A 20,160-nucleotide genomic window follows, 5' to 3' on the forward strand; every position below is an offset into this window, starting at 1 on the left:
AACCGTGCAGCGATGAAACGCCACACCATCGAACCCCGCCCCGGCTGGCAGCAGACCGTCGAGGAGCAGGGCGTCATCTATCCGCTCACCCGCTATCCGGACGGCTCGCTGCGCCCGTACTGGGACGAGAGCGCGTACTACGAGTTCTCCCTGCCCGAGGTCGAGGCGCTGGAGGAGGTCGTCGAGGAGCTGCACGCCATGTGCCTGGCCGCGGCCGGGCACATCGTGGAGCAGGGACGATTCGCCGATCTCGGCATCACCGACCGGCGGGTGGCCAGGCGGGTCGCCGAGTCCTGGCGTCGCCGCGCCGAACTTCCCTCCCTCTACGGGCGCTTCGACCTGCGCTACGACGGGACGGGACCGGCGAAGCTGCTGGAGTACAACGCCGACACCCCCACCTCGCTGGTGGAGGCCGCCAGCCCGCAGTGGTTCTGGATGGAGGAGCGCTTCCCGGGCGCCGACCAGTGGAACTCCCTGCACGAGCGGCTCGTGGACGCCTGGAAGCGCCAGGCCCCGTTGCTGCCGCCCGGCCCTGTGCACTTCGTGCATTCCGACGGCGACGAGCTCGGCGAGGACCTGATGACGGTCGCGTATCTCCGCGAGACCGCCCAGCAGGCCGGGCTGAGCACCGAGGCGCTGTCGGTGGAGCGGATCGGCTGGGACCGGATCTCCGGGCGGTTCGTGGACGACCGGCTGCGCTTCATCCGCAGCTGCTTCAAGCTGTACCCCTGGGAGTGGCTGACCACCGACCCCTTCGGCCCGCATGTCCTGGACACCCTGGACAACGGCGGCGGCACCGGCACCACCTGCTGGATCGAGCCCGCCTGGAAGATGCTGCTCTCCAACAAGGCGCTGCTCGCCGTGCTGTGGGAGCTGTATCCGGGGCATCCGAACCTGCTCCCGGCCTATCTCGACGGCCCGCGCGAGCTCGCCACCACCACCGGTTATGTGGCCAAGCCGCTGCTGGGCCGGGAGGGCGCGGGCGTCACCGTCCACGAGCCGGTCGCGGAGTCGGACGGCGATCCGGTGGCACGCGAGGAGCCCTGCTGCTACCAGGAGTTGGCGCCGCTCGCCGACTTCGACGGCAACCGGGTCGTGCTCGGCGCCTGGGTGGTCGAGAACGAGGCGGCGGGATTGGGCATCCGCGAGTCGTCGGGGCTGATCACGGACGGGTACGCCCGCTTCCTTCCGCATGTGATCCTCTGAGCCCCGGGTCCCGGGGAGGCGCAGGGCCTCAACGGGACCCGGGTCACGGTCACTCCCCGGCCAGCACCGCGCGGAGCTGGTCGAGGCCCCAGTCCAGATCCTCCTTGCTGATCACCAGCGGGGGAGCGATCCGGATCGTGGACCCGTGGGTGTCCTTCACCAGGACGCCCCGGTCCATCAGCTTCTCCGAGATCTCCCGGCCCGTGCCGTGTGCCGGGGTGATGTCGACCCCCGCCCACAGCCCCCGCCCGCGCACCGCGTCGACCGCGCCCCCGCCGACCAGGAGACCCAGCTCGTGGTGCAGGTGCTCGCCCAGCTCGGCAGCCCGCTGCTGGAACTCGCCGGTGCGCAGCATACCGATGACCTCCAGCGCGACCGCGCAGGCCAGGGGATTGCCGCCGAACGTCGAGCCGTGCTCACCCGGCCGGTAGATCCCGAGCACATCGGCGGACGACACGACCGCCGAGACGGGGACGACGCCACCGCCCAGCGCCTTGCCGAGCACGTACATGTCCGGAACCACGCCCTCGTGCTCACAGGCGAAGGTGCGCCCGGTGCGGCCCAGGCCCGACTGGATCTCGTCGGCGATGAACAGCACCCCGCGCTCGCGGGTCAGCTCCCGTACCCCGGTGAGATAGCCGGCCGGTGGCACCAGGACGCCGGCCTCGCCCTGGATCGGCTCGAGCAGCACGGCCACCGTGTTGTCGCTGAGCGCGTGCTCCAGCGCGGTGAGGTCGCCGTAGGGGACGATCTCGAAACCCGGGGTGTACGGGCCGAAGTCGGCGCGTGCCTCCGGATCGGTGGAGAAGCTGATCACCGTGGTCGTACGGCCATGGAAGTTGTTGGCCGCGACGACGATCTTCGCCTGGCCTTCCGGGACCCTCTTGACCTGGTAGCCCCACTTCCGGGCCGTCTTCACGGCGGTCTCCACCGCCTCGGCGCCGGTGTTCATCGGGAGCACCATCTCCATGCCGCACAGCTCGGCGAGCTGGGTGCAGAAGTCGGCGAACCGGTCGTGGTGGAACGCCCTGGAGGTCAGGGTCACCCGCTCGAGCTGGGCCTTCGCCGCGTCGATCAGCCGCCGGTTGCCGTGGCCGAAGTTCAGCGCCGAGTACCCGGCGAGCATGTCGAGGTAACGGCGGCCCTCGACGTCCGTCATCCAGGCACCGTCCGCGGAAGCGACGACGACGGGCAGCGGGTGGTAGTTGTGGGCGCTGTGCGCCTCCGCGGAGGCGATCGCCTTCTCCGTAGCAGACACGGGGTCTCCGTTCGTCCTGCGGCATGGGTATGCGGGCCGGGCCTGGGTGGTGGCCCCTTTCTATCGTCGCTCGCGCGGTGCGTGAAGAAACATGAGTGACGGAACCAGGACGACGAACCGGCAACCCTGAACCCGGGACAGGGGGCTTCGGCAGCAGCGAGTAGGGTGGGCGGCACGCACGGCGACTGGCGTACGCGGAAAGGACCGCGGGGAAGCCGTGTGCGGCAGAACCGACGAGGTGCCGCCCGCCTGGGCACCTTCCGAGTGGGTGCTGCCGCTGCCCCGCCGCCCGCGGGGCCCGCGAGCCGTACCCCGGGACACGACACCGAACGCCCGCCCTGCCCGGAGGACGCCCGCCATGACGACGCTCCCTGCCCAGCACGCCCACCCCGCCCTTACCGCGGCCGACCCCGAACTCGCCGCGCTCGTCGGAGCCGAGGAACAGCTCCAGGCCGCCACCCTGCGGCTGATCCCCAGCGAGAACTACGTGTCGGACGCCGTGCTCGAGGCCTCTGGCACCGTCCTCCAGAACAAGTACAGCGAGGGCTACCCCGGCCGCCGCTACTACGAGGGCCAGCAGAACGTCGACCAGGTCGAGCAGCTCGCCGTGGCCCGCGCCAAGGCGCTCTTCGGGGTCGAGCACGCCAATGTCCAGCCGTACTCCGGCTCCCCGGCCAACCTCGCCGTCTACCTGGCCTTCGCCGAGCCCGGCGACACGGTGATGGGCATGGCCCTGCCGATGGGCGGCCACCTCACCCACGGCTGGGGCGTGTCGGCGACCGGCAAGTGGTTCCGCGGGGTGCAGTACGGGGTGCGCCGGGACACCGGCCTGATCGACTACGACGAGGTGCGCGAACTCGCTCTCAAGGAGCGGCCGAAGGTCATCTTCTGCGGCGGCACCGCCCTTCCCCGGACCATCGACTTCGCCGCCTTCGGGGAGATCGCCCGCGAGTCCGGTGCGGTGCTGGTCGCCGATGTCGCGCATATCGCCGGTCTGATCGCGGGCGGGGCGCACCCCTCGCCGGTGCCGCACGTGGACGTGATCTCCACGACCACCCACAAGACGCTGCGTGGGCCGCGCGGGGCGATGCTGATGTCCCGCGGGCAACACGCGAAGGCCATCGACAAGGCGGTCTTCCCCGGCCTCCAGGGCGGCCCGCACAACCAGACCACCGCGGCGATCGCCGTCGCCCTGCACGAGGCGGCGCAGCCGGCGTTCCGGGACTACGCGCACGCGGTCGTGGCCAATGCCAAGGCCCTCGCCGAAGCGCTGCTCGAGCGTGGTTTCGCGCTGGTGTCCGGTGGCACCGACAACCACCTGATCCTGATCGACCTCACGCCCCAGGACGTCCCGGGCAAGGTCGCGGCGCAGGCGCTGGACCGCGCGGGCATCGTCGTCAACTACAACACCGTGCCCTACGACCCGCGCAAGCCGTTCGACCCGTCCGGTATCCGCATCGGCACCCCGTCACTCACGTCCCGCGGCCTCGGCTCCGCGCACATGCCCGCCGTCGCCGACTGGATCCAGCGGGGCGTCACCGCCGCCAGGTCGGGCGACGAGCAGGCCATCGCCGTGATCCGTGCGGAGGTCGCGGAGCTGATGGCGGCCTACCCGGCGCCGGGTCTCCGGGCGTAGCGGCCGGCGCCCGTCCCGCACTCTCCGCCTCGGGGGTGCGGGACGGCTCGCGGCGTGTCCTGCCGGCCGTGTGTCCGTGTGTTCCTCGTCTCACCGGTGATCGTCATACGGACCCGCGGAGCACGCCGGGATCATGTCGCGACCCCGCGCTCGTCCCCGGATCACCGGCATCCCGCGCATCCCGGGCATGCGAGGCGTCCCCGCCGCGGGCCACCGGCCGCGCGGTGCCCCGGGCACATGCCCCGGGCCACTCGACGACGGGCGCGGCGCGACGCCCGCCCGCAAACCGTTCCCGGACTGTCGGCGGCACCTGAGAGAATGCTTCACATGGCCTCTGACAGTCCTCGCGTGCTTTCCGGCATCCAGCCCACCGCAGGTTCGTTCCACCTCGGCAACTACCTGGGCGCGGTCCGCCAGTGGGTCGCGCTGCAGGAGACCCATGACGCCTTCTACATGGTCGTGGACCTCCACGCGATCACGGTTCCCCAGGACCCGGCCGAGCTGCGGGCCAACACCCGTCTCGCGGCGGCCCAGCTGCTCGCCGCGGGGCTCGACCCCGAGCGCTGCACGCTGTTCGTCCAGAGCCATGTCCCCGAGCACGCCCAGCTCGGATGGGTGATGAACTGCCTCACCGGCTTCGGCGAGGCGTCCCGGATGACACAGTTCAAGGACAAGTCCGCCAAGCAGGGTGCCGACCGGGCCACCGTCGGCCTGTTCACGTACCCGATCCTCCAGGTCGCCGACATCCTGCTCTACCAGGCCAACGAGGTGCCGGTCGGCGAGGACCAGCGTCAGCACATCGAGCTCACGCGTGATCTTGCCGAGCGCTTCAACGGCCGGTTCGGGCAGACGTTCACGGTCCCGTCGGCGTACATCCTCAAGGAGACGGCCAAGATCTACGATCTTCAGGACCCGTCCAGCAAGATGAGCAAGTCGACGTCCAACCCCAAGGGCCTGATCAACCTTCTCGACGAGCCGAAGGCGACGGCGAAGAAGGTCAAGAGCGCGGTCACCGACACGGACACCGTGATCCGCTTCGACGCGGAACACAAGCCGGGCATCAGCAATCTGCTCACCATCATGTCCACCCTCACCGGCACCGCCGTCGCGGATCTGGAGCAGAGCTACGAGGGCAAGGGCTACGGTGCGCTGAAGACCGACCTCGCCGAGGTCATGGTGGACTTCGTGACCCCGTTCAGGGACCGCACCCAGGAGTACCTGGGCGACCCGGAGACCCTGGACTCGATCCTGGCCAAGGGTGCGGAGAAGGCCCGCGCGGTCGCCGCCGAGACCCTCGCCCAGACCTACGAGCGGGTGGGCTTCCTGCCGGCCAAGCACTGAGCCGGGGCCTTGGGCCGGGCACTGAATCCGGACACTGAGTCCAAGGACACAGGCACAGCGGCCCGGGACAGACCAAGGGCCCTGGCGGGAGGCCCGCGGCAGCCGTCACACTGGCGGCTGTGGAGAGGCTTCACCACCGCTGGAGAAACCATCGACCCGGATCCCGGACACCCGGCCGGAGACCCGGAGAGGAGAACGACGTGGGGACCGTAACGCTCGGCGTTTCGATCGCGGTCCCGGAGCCCTTCGGCAGCCTGCTCCAGCAGCGGCGCGCGGGCTTCGGGGATCCCGCTGCCCACGGCATTCCGACGCATGTCACCCTTCTCCCGCCCACCGAGGTCGACGCCTCGGTGCTGCCCGACGTCGAGACGCACCTGAGCCGGGTCGCCGCCGACGGGCGGTCCTTCCCGATGAGGCTGCGCGGCACGGGCACCTTCCGTCCGCTGTCGCCCGTCGTCTTCCTCAAGGTCGTCGAGGGCGCGGCGGACTGCACCCGGCTACAGCAGCAGGTCAGGGAGTCGTCGGGCCCGGTGGCCCGGGAGCTCCAGTTCCCGTACCACCCGCATGTGACCGTCGCTCACGGTATCGCCGAGGAGGCCATGGACCGGGCGTACGAGGAGCTCGCGGGGTACGAGGCGGCGTGGACCTGCGCCTCCTTCGCGCTGTACGAGCAGGGTCCGGATGCCGTGTGGCGCACGCTGCGGGAGTACGAGTTCGAGGGCGGCGGCTCAGGGCTGTCCAATGTGCCCCCGCAAGGCACCGCGGTCGACACCCCGGCGCCCGCGCCCAGGTAGGCGGCACCCGCGCCCCAGCGGGCCGCGCCCGTGCAAGCCAAGCCCGGTCGGTCAGACGACGGCCCCGGATCCGACGAGGATCCGGGGCCGTCGCCATGACCGCGACCAGGTGACGTCGGATGTGGGCCAGGAGCCCGTCCCCTGAATGGTCCTGCGGCCCGGCCCGGGTTGTCGCTCATCCGGCCCCATTGGGAATGTCGAATGATTATCTGCCCATTGCCGGTGCTTAGCGTCGCAGCAGTCGCACCGGTGAGCCCGGATCCGCTCCGGGTCCACGAGCCACCGGGACTCTCAGACTCGAACACACACCTCGGTGTGCACGCGGGAGGTCTTCATGTCGCGTATCGCAGTGTTGCGGGTGCCTCCACGGGCAAACGCCCCCGGAAGGGAAGACGGGCACGGGCGCTCGTGGTGGCTGCGCCTGAGGTCCTTCGCCGCGGGAGTGGCCGTGGTGGCGGGGCTGGCGGCCCCGCTCGCCCTAGCCGCTCCGGCGACGGCGCAGTCCGGTACCTACGCCTTCGTGGCCAACCAGGGCTCGGACACCGTGTCGGTGATCGACACAGGCACCAATACGGTCGTCGACACCATCCCCGTCGGCGACTTCCCCTCAGGCGTGGCGCTCACCCCTGACCGCACCCGCGCCTATGTCAGCAACCTCCTCGACGGCACCGTGTCGGTGATCAACACCTTCACCCGCGCCGTCATCGCCACCGTCGACGTCGGCGACGGCCCGACCGGGCTCGCGGTCACCCCCGATGGCACTCAGGTCTACGTCGCCAACGAAAGCTCGGGCGATGTAACCGTGATCGACACCACCACCAACACCGTGACCACCACCATCGCGGTCGGGGGAAACCTCGTGGACGTGGCGATCACACCGGACGGCGACACCGCCTATGTGAGCAATACCGCGACCGGCAGCGTCACGGTGATCGACATCGCCACCAACACGGTCAGCACCAGCATCCCGGTCGGCACCACTCCGATCGGTCTGGCGGTCACCCCCGACGGCACCGAGGTCTGGGTCGCCGTCCAGGACTCGGACCAGGTCACGGTGATCTCCACCGCGTCCAACACGGTCACCAACAACATCCCGGTCGGAAGCGACCCCCGCGACGTGGCGTTCACCCCGGACGGCGCCAAGGCGTACGTCCCCCGCCTGTTCGTGAACAGGGTGGAGGTGATCGACACCGCCACCGAGGCCGTCACCGGCTTCGTTCCCGTCAACACCAACCCCGTCGCCGTGGCGGTCTCGCCGGACGGCGGATTCGCCTACGTCACCAACTACCAGTCGTCCAACGTGTCGGTGATCAACACCGCCACCGACACCGTGGCCGCCACCGTCGGCGTGGGAGGCAACCCGTTCGGTGTCGCGGTCGCCGAGATCCCCGCTTCGGCGTCCGCCGAATGCCCGGTCGGCAGCGTCATCACCGGTGGCGGACATGAGATCAGCGGCCCCCCGCCGAGCGATTTCAGCAGCAAGCCGGTGGGCGACACCTGGCAGGTGTCCCTCGTCAACGAGACCGACGAATCCATCACCTTCATGCCCTACGCCGTGTGCGCCCCTGAAACGCCCTAGGGGAAGGCGCCGTCCGGGCCCTCCCTACCGAGGACGGCCAGATCCCGAACGAAAGGAAACCCGCATGACTTCTCACGGCCCACCGCCGTCCCCCTCACCGCTGGGCCCGCTGCCCGGCCGGGCAGCATGGCAGACCGGCGGCGTGATCGCGTCGGTCGCGCTGGTCCTGATGGGAATCACGATGCCCGTGGCGACCGCCGTGCAGCTGCCGGGCGCCCCTTCGCCGCTCAGCGCGGCAACTCCCGGGCCTGCCAGGGGCGACAGGGACCAGTGCGACAAACCCTGGCCGAACGGCGTGAGCGCGAGCGCCTTCGACGGATCCGACAGGTGCAGACCGGACCACGGGTGGACGGGCGCGACGGGTCCCACCGGCGCCACGGGACCGACCGGTCCCACCGGCGCCACGGGACCCACCGGTGCCACGGGCTCTGGTGCGACAGGGGCCACCGGCGCGACGGGACTCGTCGGAGCCACGGGTGCGACAGGTGCCACGGGGCCGACAGGGCCGACGGGCCCGACCGGTGACACGGGCCCCGCCGGCCCGGTGGACACGTTCATCGTCCAGGGGCCCACGGTGACGGTCCCTCCGGCCGGGGACGGCCCGGGCCTGACCTTCTGACCCACCGTGATGCGACGGGCTCCCGTGCCGGCACCGCTACTCCTGCCCGGCACGGGAGCCCGGACGACTCCGGCACGGCTCCGCTCAGACCGGTAGCCTCCGGAACAGCCCACGTGGCACATGCCGCAGCGCCGACATCACCACCCGCAGCTGCCCCGGCACCCACACGGTCTCCGCGCGCCGCCGCAGCCCCGTCTCGATGGCCAGAGCGACCACATCAGGAGTGGTCGACAGCGGAGCCTGAGGCAGCCCGGCCGTCATCTTCGACCGTACGAAGCCCGGCCTGACCACCATCACGTGCACGCCGGTTCCGTGCAGCGCGTCGCCGAGCCCCTGGGCAAAGGCGTCCAGGCCGGCCTTGGACGACCCGTAGATGAAGTTGGCCCGCCTGGCCCGCTCGCCGGCCACCGACGACAGCACCACCAGCGAGCCGTGCCCCTGAGCCTGGAGGGCCGCCGCGCACACCAGGCCTGCGGAGACCGCGCCGGTGTAGTTGGTCTGGGCGACCCGGACCGCCGAGAGCGGCTGGGCCTCGTCCCGTGCCTGGTCACCGAGGACGCCGAAGGCGAGCAGCACCACGTCGATGTCGCCTTCGGCGAAGACCTTGCCGAGCACCTCCTCGTGCCGGGCGGGTTCGAGGGCGTCGAAGGGGACGGTACGCACCTCCGCGCCCAGGACCCGTAGCGAGTCCGCGGCCTCGTCCAGGGCGGGGGACGGCCGCCCGGCCAGCCACACCGTGCGCGCACGCCGTGCCACCAGCCGGCGCGCGGTGGCCAGACCGATCTCGGATGTGCCGCCGAGGACGAGCAGGGACTGGGGTGCTCCGAAGGCGTCCTTCATGAAGTGCTCCTTCTCCGATGGGGCTTCGATCAGGCTTCGATCACGGCGGACGTCACAGGGACAGGCGGCGGGACAGGTCCGAGACGAACACCCCGCGCGGATCGAGCTCCGCGCGCAGCGCCCGGAAGCGCTGCACCTCCGGGTACATCGCCGTCAGCAGTTCGGGCCGAAGCCGGGAGTCCTTCGCCAGGTACACCCGTCCACCTGCCTCCGCCACGTCCTCGTCCAGCGCGTCGAGCAGCGGGCCGAGACCCGGCAGCCCGGCCGGGACGTCCAGCGCGAGCGTCCAGCCGGACATGGGGAACGACAGCCAGCCCGGGTCGGCCGCGCCGAACCGTTTGAGCACGGCGAGGAACGAGGGGCAGCGGTGCCGTGCGATACGCCGCACGATCCGGTGCAGTGCCTCCTCCTGACCGAACCCGACCACGAACTGGTACTGCACGAGGCCGCTGCGCCCGTACACCCGGTTCCAGTGCGGAACGCCGTCCAGCGGATGGAAGAACGCGGAGACCGGCTGGAGTTCACCGGTGCGCGAACGCGGCGCCCTGCGGTACCAGAGGTCGTTGAAGCAGGACACCGACGTACGCCCGACGAGCCCTCTCGGCACGAAGTCCGGGGCGAGTCCGGCGAGTCCGGCGAGACCTGCGAATCCGGGGGCGCCCGGGAGCGGGCGCGGCCGGAACTCCAGGGGCCGCCGCAGGGCACGCGGCGGGAGGGCGTCGAGCGGGGCGTGGTCCCCGCGGGTGAGCACGGCACGCCCGGCCGATCCGCCCCGCGCGAGCAGGTCGATCCATGCCACCGAGTAGCGGTAGCGGTCGTCTCCGGCGGTGAGCCGGGCCATCAGGTCGTCCAGGTCCGGGGTCCGTTCGGTGTCGACGGACATCAGGGAGGACTCGACGGGGTGCAGCCCGATCGTGGCGGACAGGATCACCCCGGTCAGGCCCATGCCGCCCGCGGTCGCGTCGAACAGCTCCGTGCCGGGCAGGGCGGTACGCACCTCGCCGTCGGCGGTGAGCAGTTGCAGCGAGCGCACATGGCGGGAGAAGGAACCGGAGACATGGTGGTTCTTGCCGTGGATGTCGGCGCCGATGGCCCCGCCGACGGTCACATAGCGGGTGCCGGGCGTCACCGGGACGAACCAGCCGAGCGGCAGCAGCACCTCCATCAGGTGGTGCAGGCTGACTCCCGCGTCGCACACCACGATGCCGGCCTCGGCGTCGATGGCGCGGATCCGGTCGAGGCCGGTCATGTCGAGTACCGCGCCCCCCGCGTTCTGCGCGGCGTCGCCGTACGCCCGGCCCAGACCGCGCGCGATGGACCCGCGGGCGCCGCAGCACCGTACCTCCTCCGCCGCCTCCTCGTGGTTGCGCGGACGGACGAGCCGCCGTGCTGCGGACGGGGCGGTGCGGCCCCAGCCGGTCACGGTGACGGGGCCGGCCGGGATGTCGGCGGCGACGGTGCGGGAGTCGGCGGGGCGGTCAGCGGACATACTCGGACGCTAGCGCCCCTTATAGGCGAATTTGCCGGGATCTGTCTGCTGACTCGGCTGACTCGCCTGACTCGCCGAAATGGGTGATTAAACGAGTGTCATTAAAGATGTGCCGCGAATGACGGCCTCGGGTTGAGAAGAGTCGCCCATATGCGACACGTCAACTGGGAGCACGCCGACCGCCGTCTGCTGGCGGCCCTGCGCGACTGCGGACGGGACCCACGGGTGGCCGCGACGGCCCGCGCTCTCTCGCACGGCGGCGAGCACGGCGCGGTGTGGCTCGCGGCGGGCCTGGTGTGCGCGGCGGCCGACCGGGAACGCCGCCAGGGCTGGCTGCGCGGTACCGCACTGGTGGGCGCCGCCCATCTGGCGAGCATGGGGGTCAAACGCGTGGTACGCCGCCCGCGTCCCCGGCTGCCCCGGCTTGAGCCGTTGGTGAAGACCCTGGGCAGGCACTCCTTTCCCAGCTCGCACGCCACCGCCGCGGCAGCGGCCACCGTCGTCTTCGGCGCCCTGCGCCCGGCGGGAGGCCGGCTTGTGCCACCGCTGGCCGCCGCGATCTGCGTGTCCCGGCTGGTCGTCGGGGTCCACTACCCGACCGACGTGGCCGCTGGAGCACTGCTCGGCGGTCTGACGGCCCGTCTGGGCGCTGGCTGGCTGCGGGCCGCGCCGGTCGCCGGTCGCGGGGGCGACAGTCATGGCTGAGCCCAGCACCGCGGTCCTGGACCAGCCGGAACGGCGCCCGGAACGCCCGGACGCCACAGAATCCACCCCCGTCCGCCGCCATCCCGGCGTCATGCTCACCGGCCTGGTCAGGACTGCCCGCCCACGCCAGTGGATCAAGAACGTACTGGTGGCAGCGGCCCCCGCGGCGGCCGGTGACCTGGCCTCCTGGCACACCGCCGCCCAACTGGCCCTCGTCTTCGTTCTCTTCACCACCGCCGCCTCGTCGGTCTATCTGATCAACGATGCGCGTGATGCCGAAGCCGACCGCGCCCATCCGGTGAAGTGCCACCGCCCCGTGGCGGCGGGCGAGGTCCCGGTATCCGTCGCCTACGCCGCGGGGACCCTGCTGACGCTCGCCACGATCGGCGCGGCCGTGGCCCTGTGCGATGCGCTGTCCGCCGGGCTGCTGAGCGCGTACATCGCGATGCAGCTCGCCTACTGCGTACGGCTCAAGCACGTGCTCGTCGTGGACCTGGCCGTGGTCACCACCGGATTTCTGATGCGCGCCATGATCGGCGGGGTGGCGCTGTCCATCCCGCTGTCCCGGTGGTTCCTGATCACCGCGGGGTTCGGGGCGCTGTTCATGGTCGCGGCCAAACGCTACTCGGAGGCCGTGCGGATGGCGGACTCGGGCGGGGCGACCCGGGCGCTGCTCACCTCCTACACCAGCAGCTATCTGCGCTTCGTCTGGCAACTGGCAGCCGGGGTGGCCGTCCTGGGCTACTGCCTGTGGGCACTGGAGTCCGGCGGCGGTGCCGCGGGCGGCTCGCTGCTGCCCTGGCGCCAGCTCTCGATGATCGCCTTCACCCTGGCCGTGCTGCGGTACGCGGTCTTCGCCGACCGGGGCGCGGCGGGTGCCCCCGAGGAGGTCGTCCTCCGGGACCGGCCGCTGGCCGTCATCGGGCTCGTCTGGCTGGCGATGTACGGCATGGCCGTGGCGGGCATCTGACATCCAGGTTCATGGATGGATCGTTCTCCGCTCAGAAGGGCAGGCGTACGGCATGGACTGGCTGACCCGACTCCCCGTCATCGGACCGCTCGTACAGCGCCTGATGAAGACCCACGCCTGGCGCACCTACGAGCGGCTCGACCGGGTGCACTGGACCCGCCTCGCCGCCGCGATCACCTTCATCAGCTTCCTGTCCCTCTTCCCGCTGATCACCGTGGCCGCGGCGGTCGGTGCGGCGCTGCTCAGCGACAGCCAGCTCAAGGACCTGGAGAAGAGGCTCACCGACCAGGTGCCGGGGATCTCCGACCAGCTCGACATCGAGGGTCTCGTCGCCCACGCCGGCACGATCGGGCTGATCGCCGGTGCGCTGCTGCTGCTCACCGGCGTGAGCTGGATCGGGTCGATGCGCGACTGCCTGCGCGCTGTCTGGCAGCTCGACGACACCGACGAGGGCAACCCCATCGCGCGCAAGGCCAAGGACGCCCTTGTGCTGCTCGGCTTCGGAGCCGTGGTCCTGGCCTCGTTCGCCGCGTCCGCACTCGGCTCCACCGCGCTCGGCTGGAGCGCCGACCGGCTCGGCATCGACCGCGCCGGGGCGGGCGGGGTCCTGCTCCAGACCTGCGCCCTCGCCATCGCCGTGCTCGCCGACTTCCTGATGCTGCTCTACGCCCTGACCCTGCTGCCCTCCGTGCAGCCGCCACGCCGCCGGCTGATCGTCGCCGCACTGCTCGGCGCGGTCGGCTTCGAGCTCCTCAAGCTGCTGCTCAGCGGCTATATCTCGGGCGTCGCGTCGAAGTCGATGTACGGCGCCTTCGGGGTGCCGGTGGCCCTGCTGCTGTGGATGAACTTCACCGCGAAGCTGCTGTTGTACTGCGCGTCCTGGACGGCGACCGGAAGCGCGGGGGCCGCCGCCCAGGATTCCGCCAGGACAGGCCCTAGCGACGAGGGAGACGGCGGACCAGATCAGGCAGCGGCCAGCGCCGGTTGACCAGGAACACCCCTCCGGCCAGCAGCACCAGCACTCCGCCGGTGATGGAGAGCGCGATCCCGACGCCGCTGGAGCCCTCGTGGGCAGCGGCGGACGCGTGCTGCGGACCGGCGCCGTTCTTCGGGCTCTCCTTGGCGCCGCTGACGGTGCCCTCGTCCTCACCGTCTCCGCCCGACGACGACTGCGAGCCGCCCGAGGGGCCGGTGTCCGCGGACCGGGGGGCGACCAGCTCGCCGACCGGCTCCACCTTTCCGGCCGCCGTGAAGCCCCAGTCGAGCAGGCGGGCGGTTTCCTTGTAGACGGCCTGGGGCTCCTTCGACGACGGGTTCATCACCGTCACCAGCAGCACCTTTCCGTTCCGCTCCGCGACGCCGGTGAAGGTCGAGCCCGCGTGCGTGGTGTTGCCGTTCTTGACTCCGGCGATGCCCTGGTAGGGGGACACGCCGGAGGCCCCGGTGAGCAGCCGGTTGGTGTTCTGGATCTCGAACGTCTCGCGCTTCTTGCCGGGCTTCTGCTCACCGGGGAACTGGGCGCGCACCGTCGAGCAGTACTCCCGGAAGTCCTTCTTCTGGAGGCCGCTGCGGGCGAACAGCGTCAGGTCGTACGCGCTCGACACCTGCCCCGTCTCGTCGTAGCCGTCCGGGGTGACCACATGGGTGTCCAGGGCCTGGAGTTCCTCCGCGTGGTCCTGCATGTCCTGGACGGTCTGCTCGACGCCGCCGTTCATCGAGGAGAGCACGTGGACGGCGTCGTTGCCCGAGCGGAGGAACACGCCGAGCCAGAGGTCGTGGACGCTGTAGCTCTGGTTCTCCTTGACCCCGACGAGGCTGCTGCCCTCGCCGACGCCCATGAGGTCCGCACGCGTGACCGTGCGCACGTCGTCCTTGTTCATCCGGGGCAGGAGCGTGTCCGCGAACAGCATCTTCAGCGTGGAGGCGGGCGCGAGCCGCCAGTGGGCGTTGTGGGAGGCGAGCACCGCGCCGCTCTCCGCGTCCGCGACGATCCAGGAGCGTGCGGAGAGGTCCTTGGGGAGCACCGGGGCGCCGGCACCCAGGTTGACCTGGGTGCCCGGAATGCCGAGCTGAGAGCCGCCGACCGTGGACATCTGCGCGGGAGGGTTCGGTGCCTTGGCGTCCGTTTTGCCGGTATTGATCGCGCCGATCGCTGCTCTGGCTCCTGAGGTGACCGCCAGCGCGGGTGCGGCGGTGATCGAATGCAGCAAAGCGGCGGCGATGACCGTCAATGCGGTCTTTTTCAAAGCGGACACGATCGAGAAAGTACATGGACTAGTCAGAGAATCTGACACCGGTGGGATGACCCGCCGCGAGCTCCGCCAGGACAGCCCATCCATCGGACCCCGCCGCACCGGTGTGGCGGACAGCGGTGATACTGACTCCATGAAGCTCAGCCGCCCCGTCTCCTGGTTCCTGCTCGCGTTCGGGGTGTGGAGCTGGGTCATCTGGATCACTTTCGTCAAGAACCTGTGGCAGGACGCCAGCGGGCTCGCCTTTGACGACGCGGGTGACCCGACTGCGTACTTCTGGGTCCATCTACTGCTCGCCATCACGTCCTTTCTCCTGGGGACGGCGATCGGGGCCATCGGGTTGCGTGCTCTGCGCGCCTTGCGCCGCGACCCCGAGAACCACGGGTGAGGGGAGCCGCTGCCGTGCTGGTGGTCCTGCTGGTGATCGTCGTGGTCCTGGCCCTGCTCGTGGGCGTGCACGGGTACGTGTGGCGGCGGCTGGTCCGCGACACGACGGCGCCGGGCGGTGCCGTACGTCACGCCGGCACCGCGGCCGTGGTGCTCCTGCCGCTGCTCTCCGTGGGGGCGTTGACCTCCGGGCGGGCGGGCGCCCCGTTCTGGCTCCAGCAGGTGCTGGCCTGGCCCGGCTACCTGTGGCTCGCGGTGCTGCTGTATCTGACGCTCGCCCTGGTGGTCGCGGAGGGCGTACGGCCGCTGCTGCGGCGGTGGCTGGAGCGCAGGGCTGACGCGGCCTCAGCCGACGCCGGGGCGGTGGTCGTGACGATGGCCGCCGAGGCCCCTGCCGCCGTGGTCACCCAGGGCGCCGGGGCCACGGGCCGGACCGCCGTGCTCCCGGAGGCTGCACCCCCGGGCCCGGCTGCGAACGAGACCGCTGACGGGACCGCCACCGACGCCGCGGACCGGGTGGACCGCCCCGCCTCCTCCGGCGAGCTGACGCGGCGGCTGTTCGTCGCGCGCGCCGCGGGCGGTGCGGCGGTGGCGGCCGCCACCGGGACCGTCGGCTACGGGACGTACGGAGTGCTGCGCGGGCCGCGGGTGAAGAAGGTCACCGTGCCGCTCGCCAAGCTGGCGCGCGGGGCGCACGGCTACCGGATCGCCGTCGTCAGCGACATCCACCTCGGGCCGGTCCTCGGCCGCGCCCACAGCCAGCGGATCGTGGACACGATCAACGCCACCCAGCCCGATCTCGTGGCCGTCGTGGGAGATCTGGTCGACGGCAGCGTCGCCGATCTCGGCCGGGCCGCCGAGCCCCTGGCGCAGCTCAGGGCACGCGACGGGGCCTTCTTCGTCACCGGCAACCACGAGTACTTCTCGGGCGCCGACGCCTGGGTCGACCATGTCCGCGAGCTCGGACTCACCCCGCTGCGCAACGACCGCGCCGAGCTCGCGGCATTCGACCTCGCGGGCGTGGACGACGTGGCGGGCGAGCGCGAGGGCCATGGCCCCGACTTCGCCCGCGCACTGGGGGACCGCGACCGCTCCCGTGCCTCGGTGCTGCTCGCCCACCAGCCCGTCGTGATCCACGACGCGGTACGCCACGGCGTGGACCTCCAGCTCTCCGGCCACACCCACGGTGGTCAGCTCTGGCCGGGCAACTTCATCGCCGAACTGGCCAACCCGACCGTCGCGGGCCTGGAACGCTACGGCGACACCCAGCTCTACGTCTCGCGCGGCGCGGGCGCCTGGGGCCCACCCGTCCGCGTCGGCGCGCCGTCCGACATCACCGTCGTGGAGCTGGCCTCCCGCCAGGCCTGAGCCGTCGGGACCGCGGCCACGGTCACGGTCACGGGCTCGAGAACACGGGACGGCATCACGTTCGGCGACAGGACACCCGACGGTCGGCCGGCCCCGCACTCGTCGTCATCCGGACGGATCACGGTCGCTGATCCTTTCGCTGCGATGTGCTCCCGGCAGGACGGTCCGGCGCGGGGACAAGCCCCGTGAGCGGTCTACGGTGCGGTCATGGGTGTGATCGGCACGGAAAGCACGGCGGACGCCGGCGAGCCTGCGTACGTAGAGAGCCCTGTGCGACTGATCGCCCTGTCCGACGGCATCTACGCGATCGCCATGACGCTCCTGGTGCTGGACGTCTCCGTCCCCGGGGGCCTGGACGCGGCGGGCTTCCGGCACGAGATGGGCCGGGTCTGGCCCCAGCTCGCCGCCTACGCGCTCAGTTTCGCCGTGCTCGGCGCCTTCTGGCGCGACCAGCGCCAGATCCTCCAGCGGGTACGGCGTGTCGACACCTTCACCATCCGGCTGACCCTGGCAGGCCTGGGCGCGGCCGCTCTGCTGCCGTTCCCCACCGCGCTGCTCTCCGAATACGGCAGCGAGGAGCCGCTCGCCGTCTCCGCCTACGCGGCCGCCATCGCTCTGCTCAGCCTGCTGCACCTCGCGCTGTTCACCAGTGTCTGGCGGCGTGAGCACCTGCAGGCCCGGCCCATTCCCGACCGTATGGGCTGGACCGTCGTCACGGAGCAGGGGTCGGTGGCACTGGTCTGCGCGGCGTCCGTGGTGGTGGCGTTCGCCGTCGCCCCTCAAGCGGCGCTGTACACCTGGCTGCTGACGTTCCCCCTCAGACACGCGATCCGCTGGCGCGGCCGAACACCTCGCCACCGGGATCGCGGCCGACGTCAGGCCTGACGACAGGTCGGGCAGCAGGTCTGGAGTCAGGTCTGGACGAAGGCCGCCTCAGGATCAGGTTCAGGAACCGGAACACGTGCGGAGGAATTCGACGAGTGCCTCGCTCACCTCTGCCGGGCGTTCCTGCTGGGTCCAGTGTCCGCACCCGGCGAGCTTGAGGGGCTTGCTCTGCAGGTTCGGCATCAGCGCGGGCAGACGCTCGATGAGTTCGGGCATTCCGGGAAACGCGGGGACGGGGTCGCGGTCGCCGTAGACGTAGAGGGCGGGCCTGGTGACGAGGGCGCCCTGCCACGGTGCGGTGAGTTCCCAGTTGCGGTCGAGGTTGCGGTACCAGTTGAGTGCGCCGGTGAAACCCCGCGAGAAGCTTTCGGTGAGCGCGTCGAGGTCGTCCTCGGTGAGCCATGGCGGCAGCATCTCGGGGTCGGGCATGTCCGCGAGCCAGCCCCGGTCGAGGTCGACCAGCGGCTGCTTGGTCCCGCCGGGGGAGTCGCCGGAGGCCGAGTAGAGGAACTTCCGCAGCGTGGTGCGCGGGTCCCTCGCGAACTCGGCGTCGGCGACGCCCGGAAGGGCGAAGTAGTTCCAGTAGAAGCGGCCGCCGAACCTCTCCTCCATGGCGGCCAGCGGAGGCACCGGTCCGCGGAACGAGGGCGCCACGCTCAGGCCTGCCACCCCGAGCACCATGTCCGGACGCAGCAGCGCGGTGTGCCAGGCGACCGGCGCTCCCCAGTCGTGCCCCACGACATACGCCTTCCTCTCACCCAGCGCCTGGACCAGACCGACCACATCACCGACCAGGTGGAAGATGGTGTACGCCCCGACGTCGGCGGGATGGTCACTGAGCCCGTACCCCCGCTGGTCCGGGGCGACTACCCGGAAGCCCGCGTCCGCCAGCGGGCCGAACTGGTGGCGCCAGGAGTGCCATGACTCGGGGAAGCCGTGCAGGAGCACTACCAGCGGGCCCTCGCCCTGCTCGGCGATGTGCAGCCGGATCCCGTTCACGTCGACCAGGCGATGCTCAACCATGGACAGGAGCGTATGCCGCGGAGCGGGATATTTCCCTACTTGGCCACGCCGCTGCGCACCTTCGGCACCACGAACTCCTGCATCAGGTCCACGGCGTCGCGCACCAGCGGGCGGACGATCTTGAAGCGGGAAAGCCGGACCGCGCGGGCCACGAGCGGAGTGCACTTGTGCACGAAGGCCAGGGTGCGCTCCGCATCCTCGCTCCGGTCGAACACCCAGTACAGCACCACTCCCATGAGATACAGCCACAGGAGATCCGGCAGCAGGTCGCTCAGCTCCGCGTCCAGCTTCGCGCCCACCTTCGAGCCCTCCAGCACCTCCCGGAAGATCTGCACCGCCTGTGCGCGAGCGGGATGGGACTCGTCCGAGAAGGGGCTCAGGGGGCTTTCCGGGTCCGCTGCCGTGCTGAAGAACTGGGCCGCGAACTCGTGGTACGGGCGCGCGCAGTCGACCCAGGCTGACACCGCCACATCGAGGCGCTCCTCGAAGTCGTCGATTCCCCGGAGCCGTTCCTGCGCCACTGCGGCGTGCTCGCGGGTCATCCGGTCGTAGAAGCCGGTGATCAGGGACGCCTTCGAGTCGAAGTAGTAGTAGGCGTTGCCGACCGAGACGCCGGCTTCCTTGGCGATGGCCCGCATGGTGGTCTTGTCGTACCCACGCTCCTGGAAGAGCCGCATGGCGGTTTCAAGGATGAGCGTCCGGGTCTGCTCACTCTTGGCCGGTTTCTCGGCGGGCCTGCCGCGCTTCTCGTCCTGAGGGTCGTTCGCATGGGTCACGATGTCCGAGCCTAACGGGGTGTGCCGGGCGCCTCGCACCGCCCGTCCGCGCAAGGGGCCGCGGTGGCCTCCCTGTACTTCGCGGCGGCCAGCACGGTGACCCGGGCGAAGGGGGCGCCCGCCGGGGTCGCCAGCCAGTGGGCCTTCGGCCGGTACTCGGCGAGGGCCCAGAGGCAGACGATCCACGCGGCGGTCGATCGGTACACCTGCCCGCGGTCCCCCACCGCGGTGATCTCCCGCAGGGTGCTCTCATGGTCGAGCCCGGGGAAGCGGCGCCGGGCCTCGTCCGATGCGGCGGGCACCAGATCCAGTGGGATCAGCTGCCGTTGCCGCATCAGCCAGTGCCGCAGATGGACGCAGAGCGAGCACTGCGCGTCGTAGAGAACCGTGAGCCGCTTCACCGGTGCCCCGCCCATGGTCCCGGTCACGCTCCCGCGACAGGCGCGGCCCAGGGGCCCTTGCCGTCCACGCCGGTCCAGCCCTGCGGCGGGACGGGCGGGGTCTGCTCACGCTCCATCATCCCGCGCCTGCGGATCTTGTTGAGGACGTAGACGTTGCCCAGGTGCATCACTCCGAGGACCAGCAGCACGACGCCGAGCTTGACCGAGAGTGCCTCGAAGACCCCGCGGGCGGTGGTGACGGTGCTGTCCTGGTTCAGATAGAGGGCGACGAAGCCCAGGTTGACCAGATAGAACCCGACCACCAGTAGGTGGTTGACGGCGTCGGCGAGCTTGTCGTTCCCCTTCAGTACGTCGGCGAGGAAGATCCGTCCGTTGCGGCTGAGGGTGCGGGCCACCCAGATGGTGAGCGCCACGCTGATCAGCAGGTAGACGGCATACGCGAGCACAGTGAGGTCCATGCCCCACCCCTCCTTGAACGTGTTCAAACGGCTGTTGCCTTGGACTGTAGACCCACTCTTGAACATGTTCAAGTCGACAGGGGTGGCCGGGACGAGGGGGGCGTCGGACGCTGCCGGGCGGGCGCGGTCGACATGTCACATGACGCCGGTGATCAACTCTTCTAGAGTTGCGC

General features: G+C 70.9%; 20 protein-coding genes and 1 riboswitch. Of the genes, 12 read left to right on the forward strand and 8 right to left on the reverse strand.

Translation table 11 applies throughout. The features are described 5' to 3' along the window. Window positions 1–12: 12 nt before the first annotated feature. Entirely contained in the window at window positions 13–1,206 is a 1,194-nt protein-coding gene (locus ABZ532_RS07520; RefSeq protein ID WP_361280243.1) for a glutathionylspermidine synthase family protein, read from the forward strand. 49 nt (window positions 1,207–1,255) lie between these two features. Here ABZ532_RS07520 and rocD read toward each other — a convergent pair whose 3' ends face one another. After that, complete coding sequence (rocD, locus tag ABZ532_RS07525; protein WP_361280245.1) at window positions 1,256–2,464, reverse strand: ornithine--oxo-acid transaminase; 1,209 nt, start codon at window positions 2,462–2,464, stop codon at window positions 1,256–1,258. A gap of 171 nt (window positions 2,465–2,635) precedes the next feature. After that, a riboswitch (ZMP/ZTP riboswitch) is annotated at window positions 2,636–2,726 on the forward strand. 96 nt (window positions 2,727–2,822) lie between these two features. On the opposite strand from rocD, the gene glyA reads away from it, so the two are divergent. From glyA to ABZ532_RS07550, 5 genes are all read left to right on the forward strand, one after another. Next, window positions 2,823–4,100 (forward strand): serine hydroxymethyltransferase, encoded by a 1,278-nt coding sequence (glyA, locus tag ABZ532_RS07530; protein ID WP_361280246.1) that lies wholly within the window; start codon window positions 2,823–2,825, stop codon window positions 4,098–4,100. A 327-nt stretch (window positions 4,101–4,427) separates the two neighbouring features. After that, a complete protein-coding gene (gene trpS / locus ABZ532_RS07535; protein WP_361280247.1) occupies window positions 4,428–5,441 on the forward strand; it encodes a tryptophan--tRNA ligase in 1,014 nt (337 codons plus the stop codon). 200 nt (window positions 5,442–5,641) lie between these two features. After that, window positions 5,642–6,235, forward strand: a complete 594-nt coding sequence (locus tag ABZ532_RS07540; RefSeq protein WP_361280248.1) for a 2'-5' RNA ligase family protein — start codon at window positions 5,642–5,644, stop codon at window positions 6,233–6,235. Between the two features lie 334 nt (window positions 6,236–6,569). After that, window positions 6,570–7,814: a YncE family protein gene (locus ABZ532_RS07545; RefSeq protein WP_361280249.1), complete on the forward strand. Its 1,245-nt coding sequence runs from the start codon at window positions 6,570–6,572 to the stop codon at window positions 7,812–7,814. 64 nt (window positions 7,815–7,878) lie between these two features. Next, window positions 7,879–8,433 (forward strand): hypothetical protein, encoded by a 555-nt coding sequence (locus tag ABZ532_RS07550; protein ID WP_361280250.1) that lies wholly within the window; start codon window positions 7,879–7,881, stop codon window positions 8,431–8,433. Between the two features lie 84 nt (window positions 8,434–8,517). Here the strand turns inward: ABZ532_RS07550 and ABZ532_RS07555 are convergent, their stop codons facing one another. Both ABZ532_RS07555 and ABZ532_RS07560 read right to left on the reverse strand, forming a co-directional pair. Continuing rightward, window positions 8,518–9,273 (reverse strand): decaprenylphospho-beta-D-erythro-pentofuranosid-2-ulose 2-reductase, encoded by a 756-nt coding sequence (locus ABZ532_RS07555; protein WP_361280251.1) that lies wholly within the window; start codon window positions 9,271–9,273, stop codon window positions 8,518–8,520. A 52-nt stretch (window positions 9,274–9,325) separates the two neighbouring features. Next, window positions 9,326–10,762, reverse strand: a complete 1,437-nt coding sequence (locus ABZ532_RS07560; RefSeq protein ID WP_361280252.1) for an FAD-binding oxidoreductase — start codon at window positions 10,760–10,762, stop codon at window positions 9,326–9,328. Between the two features lie 150 nt (window positions 10,763–10,912). Here ABZ532_RS07560 and ABZ532_RS07565 point away from each other — a divergent pair, with 150 nt between their 5' ends. From ABZ532_RS07565 to ABZ532_RS07575, 3 genes are read left to right on the forward strand one after another with little or no spacing between them, the layout of a single operon-like run. Beyond that, window positions 10,913–11,467, forward strand: a complete 555-nt coding sequence (locus ABZ532_RS07565) for a phosphatase PAP2 family protein (RefSeq protein WP_361280253.1) — start codon at window positions 10,913–10,915, stop codon at window positions 11,465–11,467. After that, window positions 11,460–12,437, forward strand: a complete 978-nt coding sequence (locus ABZ532_RS07570; protein WP_361280255.1) for a decaprenyl-phosphate phosphoribosyltransferase — start codon at window positions 11,460–11,462, stop codon at window positions 12,435–12,437. Before ABZ532_RS07565 ends, ABZ532_RS07570 begins: the two co-directional genes overlap by 8 nt. A gap of 52 nt (window positions 12,438–12,489) precedes the next feature. Continuing rightward, window positions 12,490–13,425 carry a YihY/virulence factor BrkB family protein gene (locus ABZ532_RS07575; RefSeq protein ID WP_361280256.1) on the forward strand — a complete coding sequence of 312 codons (936 nt, stop codon included), beginning with the start codon at window positions 12,490–12,492 and terminating at the stop codon, window positions 13,423–13,425. Here the strand turns inward: ABZ532_RS07575 and ABZ532_RS07580 are convergent. Next, a complete protein-coding gene (locus ABZ532_RS07580; RefSeq protein ID WP_361280257.1) occupies window positions 13,373–14,692 on the reverse strand; it encodes a D-alanyl-D-alanine carboxypeptidase in 1,320 nt (439 codons plus the stop codon). The genes ABZ532_RS07575 and ABZ532_RS07580 overlap by 53 nt on opposite strands. A gap of 130 nt (window positions 14,693–14,822) precedes the next feature. Here ABZ532_RS07580 and ABZ532_RS07585 point away from each other — a divergent pair, with 130 nt between their 5' ends. The 3 genes from ABZ532_RS07585 to ABZ532_RS07595 all read left to right on the forward strand — a co-directional run bounded on the left by ABZ532_RS07585 (window position 14,823) and on the right by ABZ532_RS07595 (window position 17,329). After that, window positions 14,823–15,077, forward strand: coding sequence for a hypothetical protein (locus ABZ532_RS07585; RefSeq protein ID WP_361280258.1), 255 nt, complete (start codon window positions 14,823–14,825; stop codon window positions 15,075–15,077). Window positions 15,078–15,091: 14 nt separating this feature from the next. Continuing rightward, a complete protein-coding gene (locus tag ABZ532_RS07590; RefSeq protein ID WP_361280259.1) occupies window positions 15,092–16,444 on the forward strand; it encodes a metallophosphoesterase in 1,353 nt (450 codons plus the stop codon). Between the two features lie 213 nt (window positions 16,445–16,657). Beyond that, on the forward strand, window positions 16,658–17,329 hold the full coding sequence (locus tag ABZ532_RS07595) for a TMEM175 family protein (RefSeq protein ID WP_361280469.1): 672 nt from the start codon (window positions 16,658–16,660) through the stop codon (window positions 17,327–17,329). Window positions 17,330–17,389: 60 nt separating this feature from the next. Here ABZ532_RS07595 and ABZ532_RS07600 read toward each other — a convergent pair whose 3' ends face one another. The 4 genes from ABZ532_RS07600 to ABZ532_RS07615 are packed head-to-tail and all read right to left on the reverse strand — an operon-like array spanning window position 17,390 to window position 19,987. After that, the gene (locus ABZ532_RS07600; protein WP_361280261.1) at window positions 17,390–18,352 is read right to left on the reverse strand and encodes an alpha/beta hydrolase; all 963 of its coding nucleotides are present in this window, start codon (window positions 18,350–18,352) and stop codon (window positions 17,390–17,392) included. 35 nt (window positions 18,353–18,387) lie between these two features. Further along, window positions 18,388–19,128, reverse strand: coding sequence for a TetR family transcriptional regulator (locus ABZ532_RS07605; protein WP_361280262.1), 741 nt, complete (start codon window positions 19,126–19,128; stop codon window positions 18,388–18,390). Between the two features lie 11 nt (window positions 19,129–19,139). Continuing rightward, on the reverse strand, window positions 19,140–19,544 hold the full coding sequence (locus ABZ532_RS07610) for a DCC1-like thiol-disulfide oxidoreductase family protein (RefSeq protein WP_361280470.1): 405 nt from the start codon (window positions 19,542–19,544) through the stop codon (window positions 19,140–19,142). Between the two features lie 8 nt (window positions 19,545–19,552). After that, complete coding sequence (locus ABZ532_RS07615) at window positions 19,553–19,987, reverse strand: hypothetical protein (protein WP_361280263.1); 435 nt, start codon at window positions 19,985–19,987, stop codon at window positions 19,553–19,555. Window positions 19,988–20,160 lie beyond the last annotated feature (173 nt).

Origin of the sequence: Streptomyces sp. NPDC019396 (assembly GCF_040632375.1) — a bacterium.
In the GTDB taxonomy this organism is placed as follows: domain Bacteria; phylum Actinomycetota; class Actinomycetes; order Streptomycetales; family Streptomycetaceae; genus Streptomyces.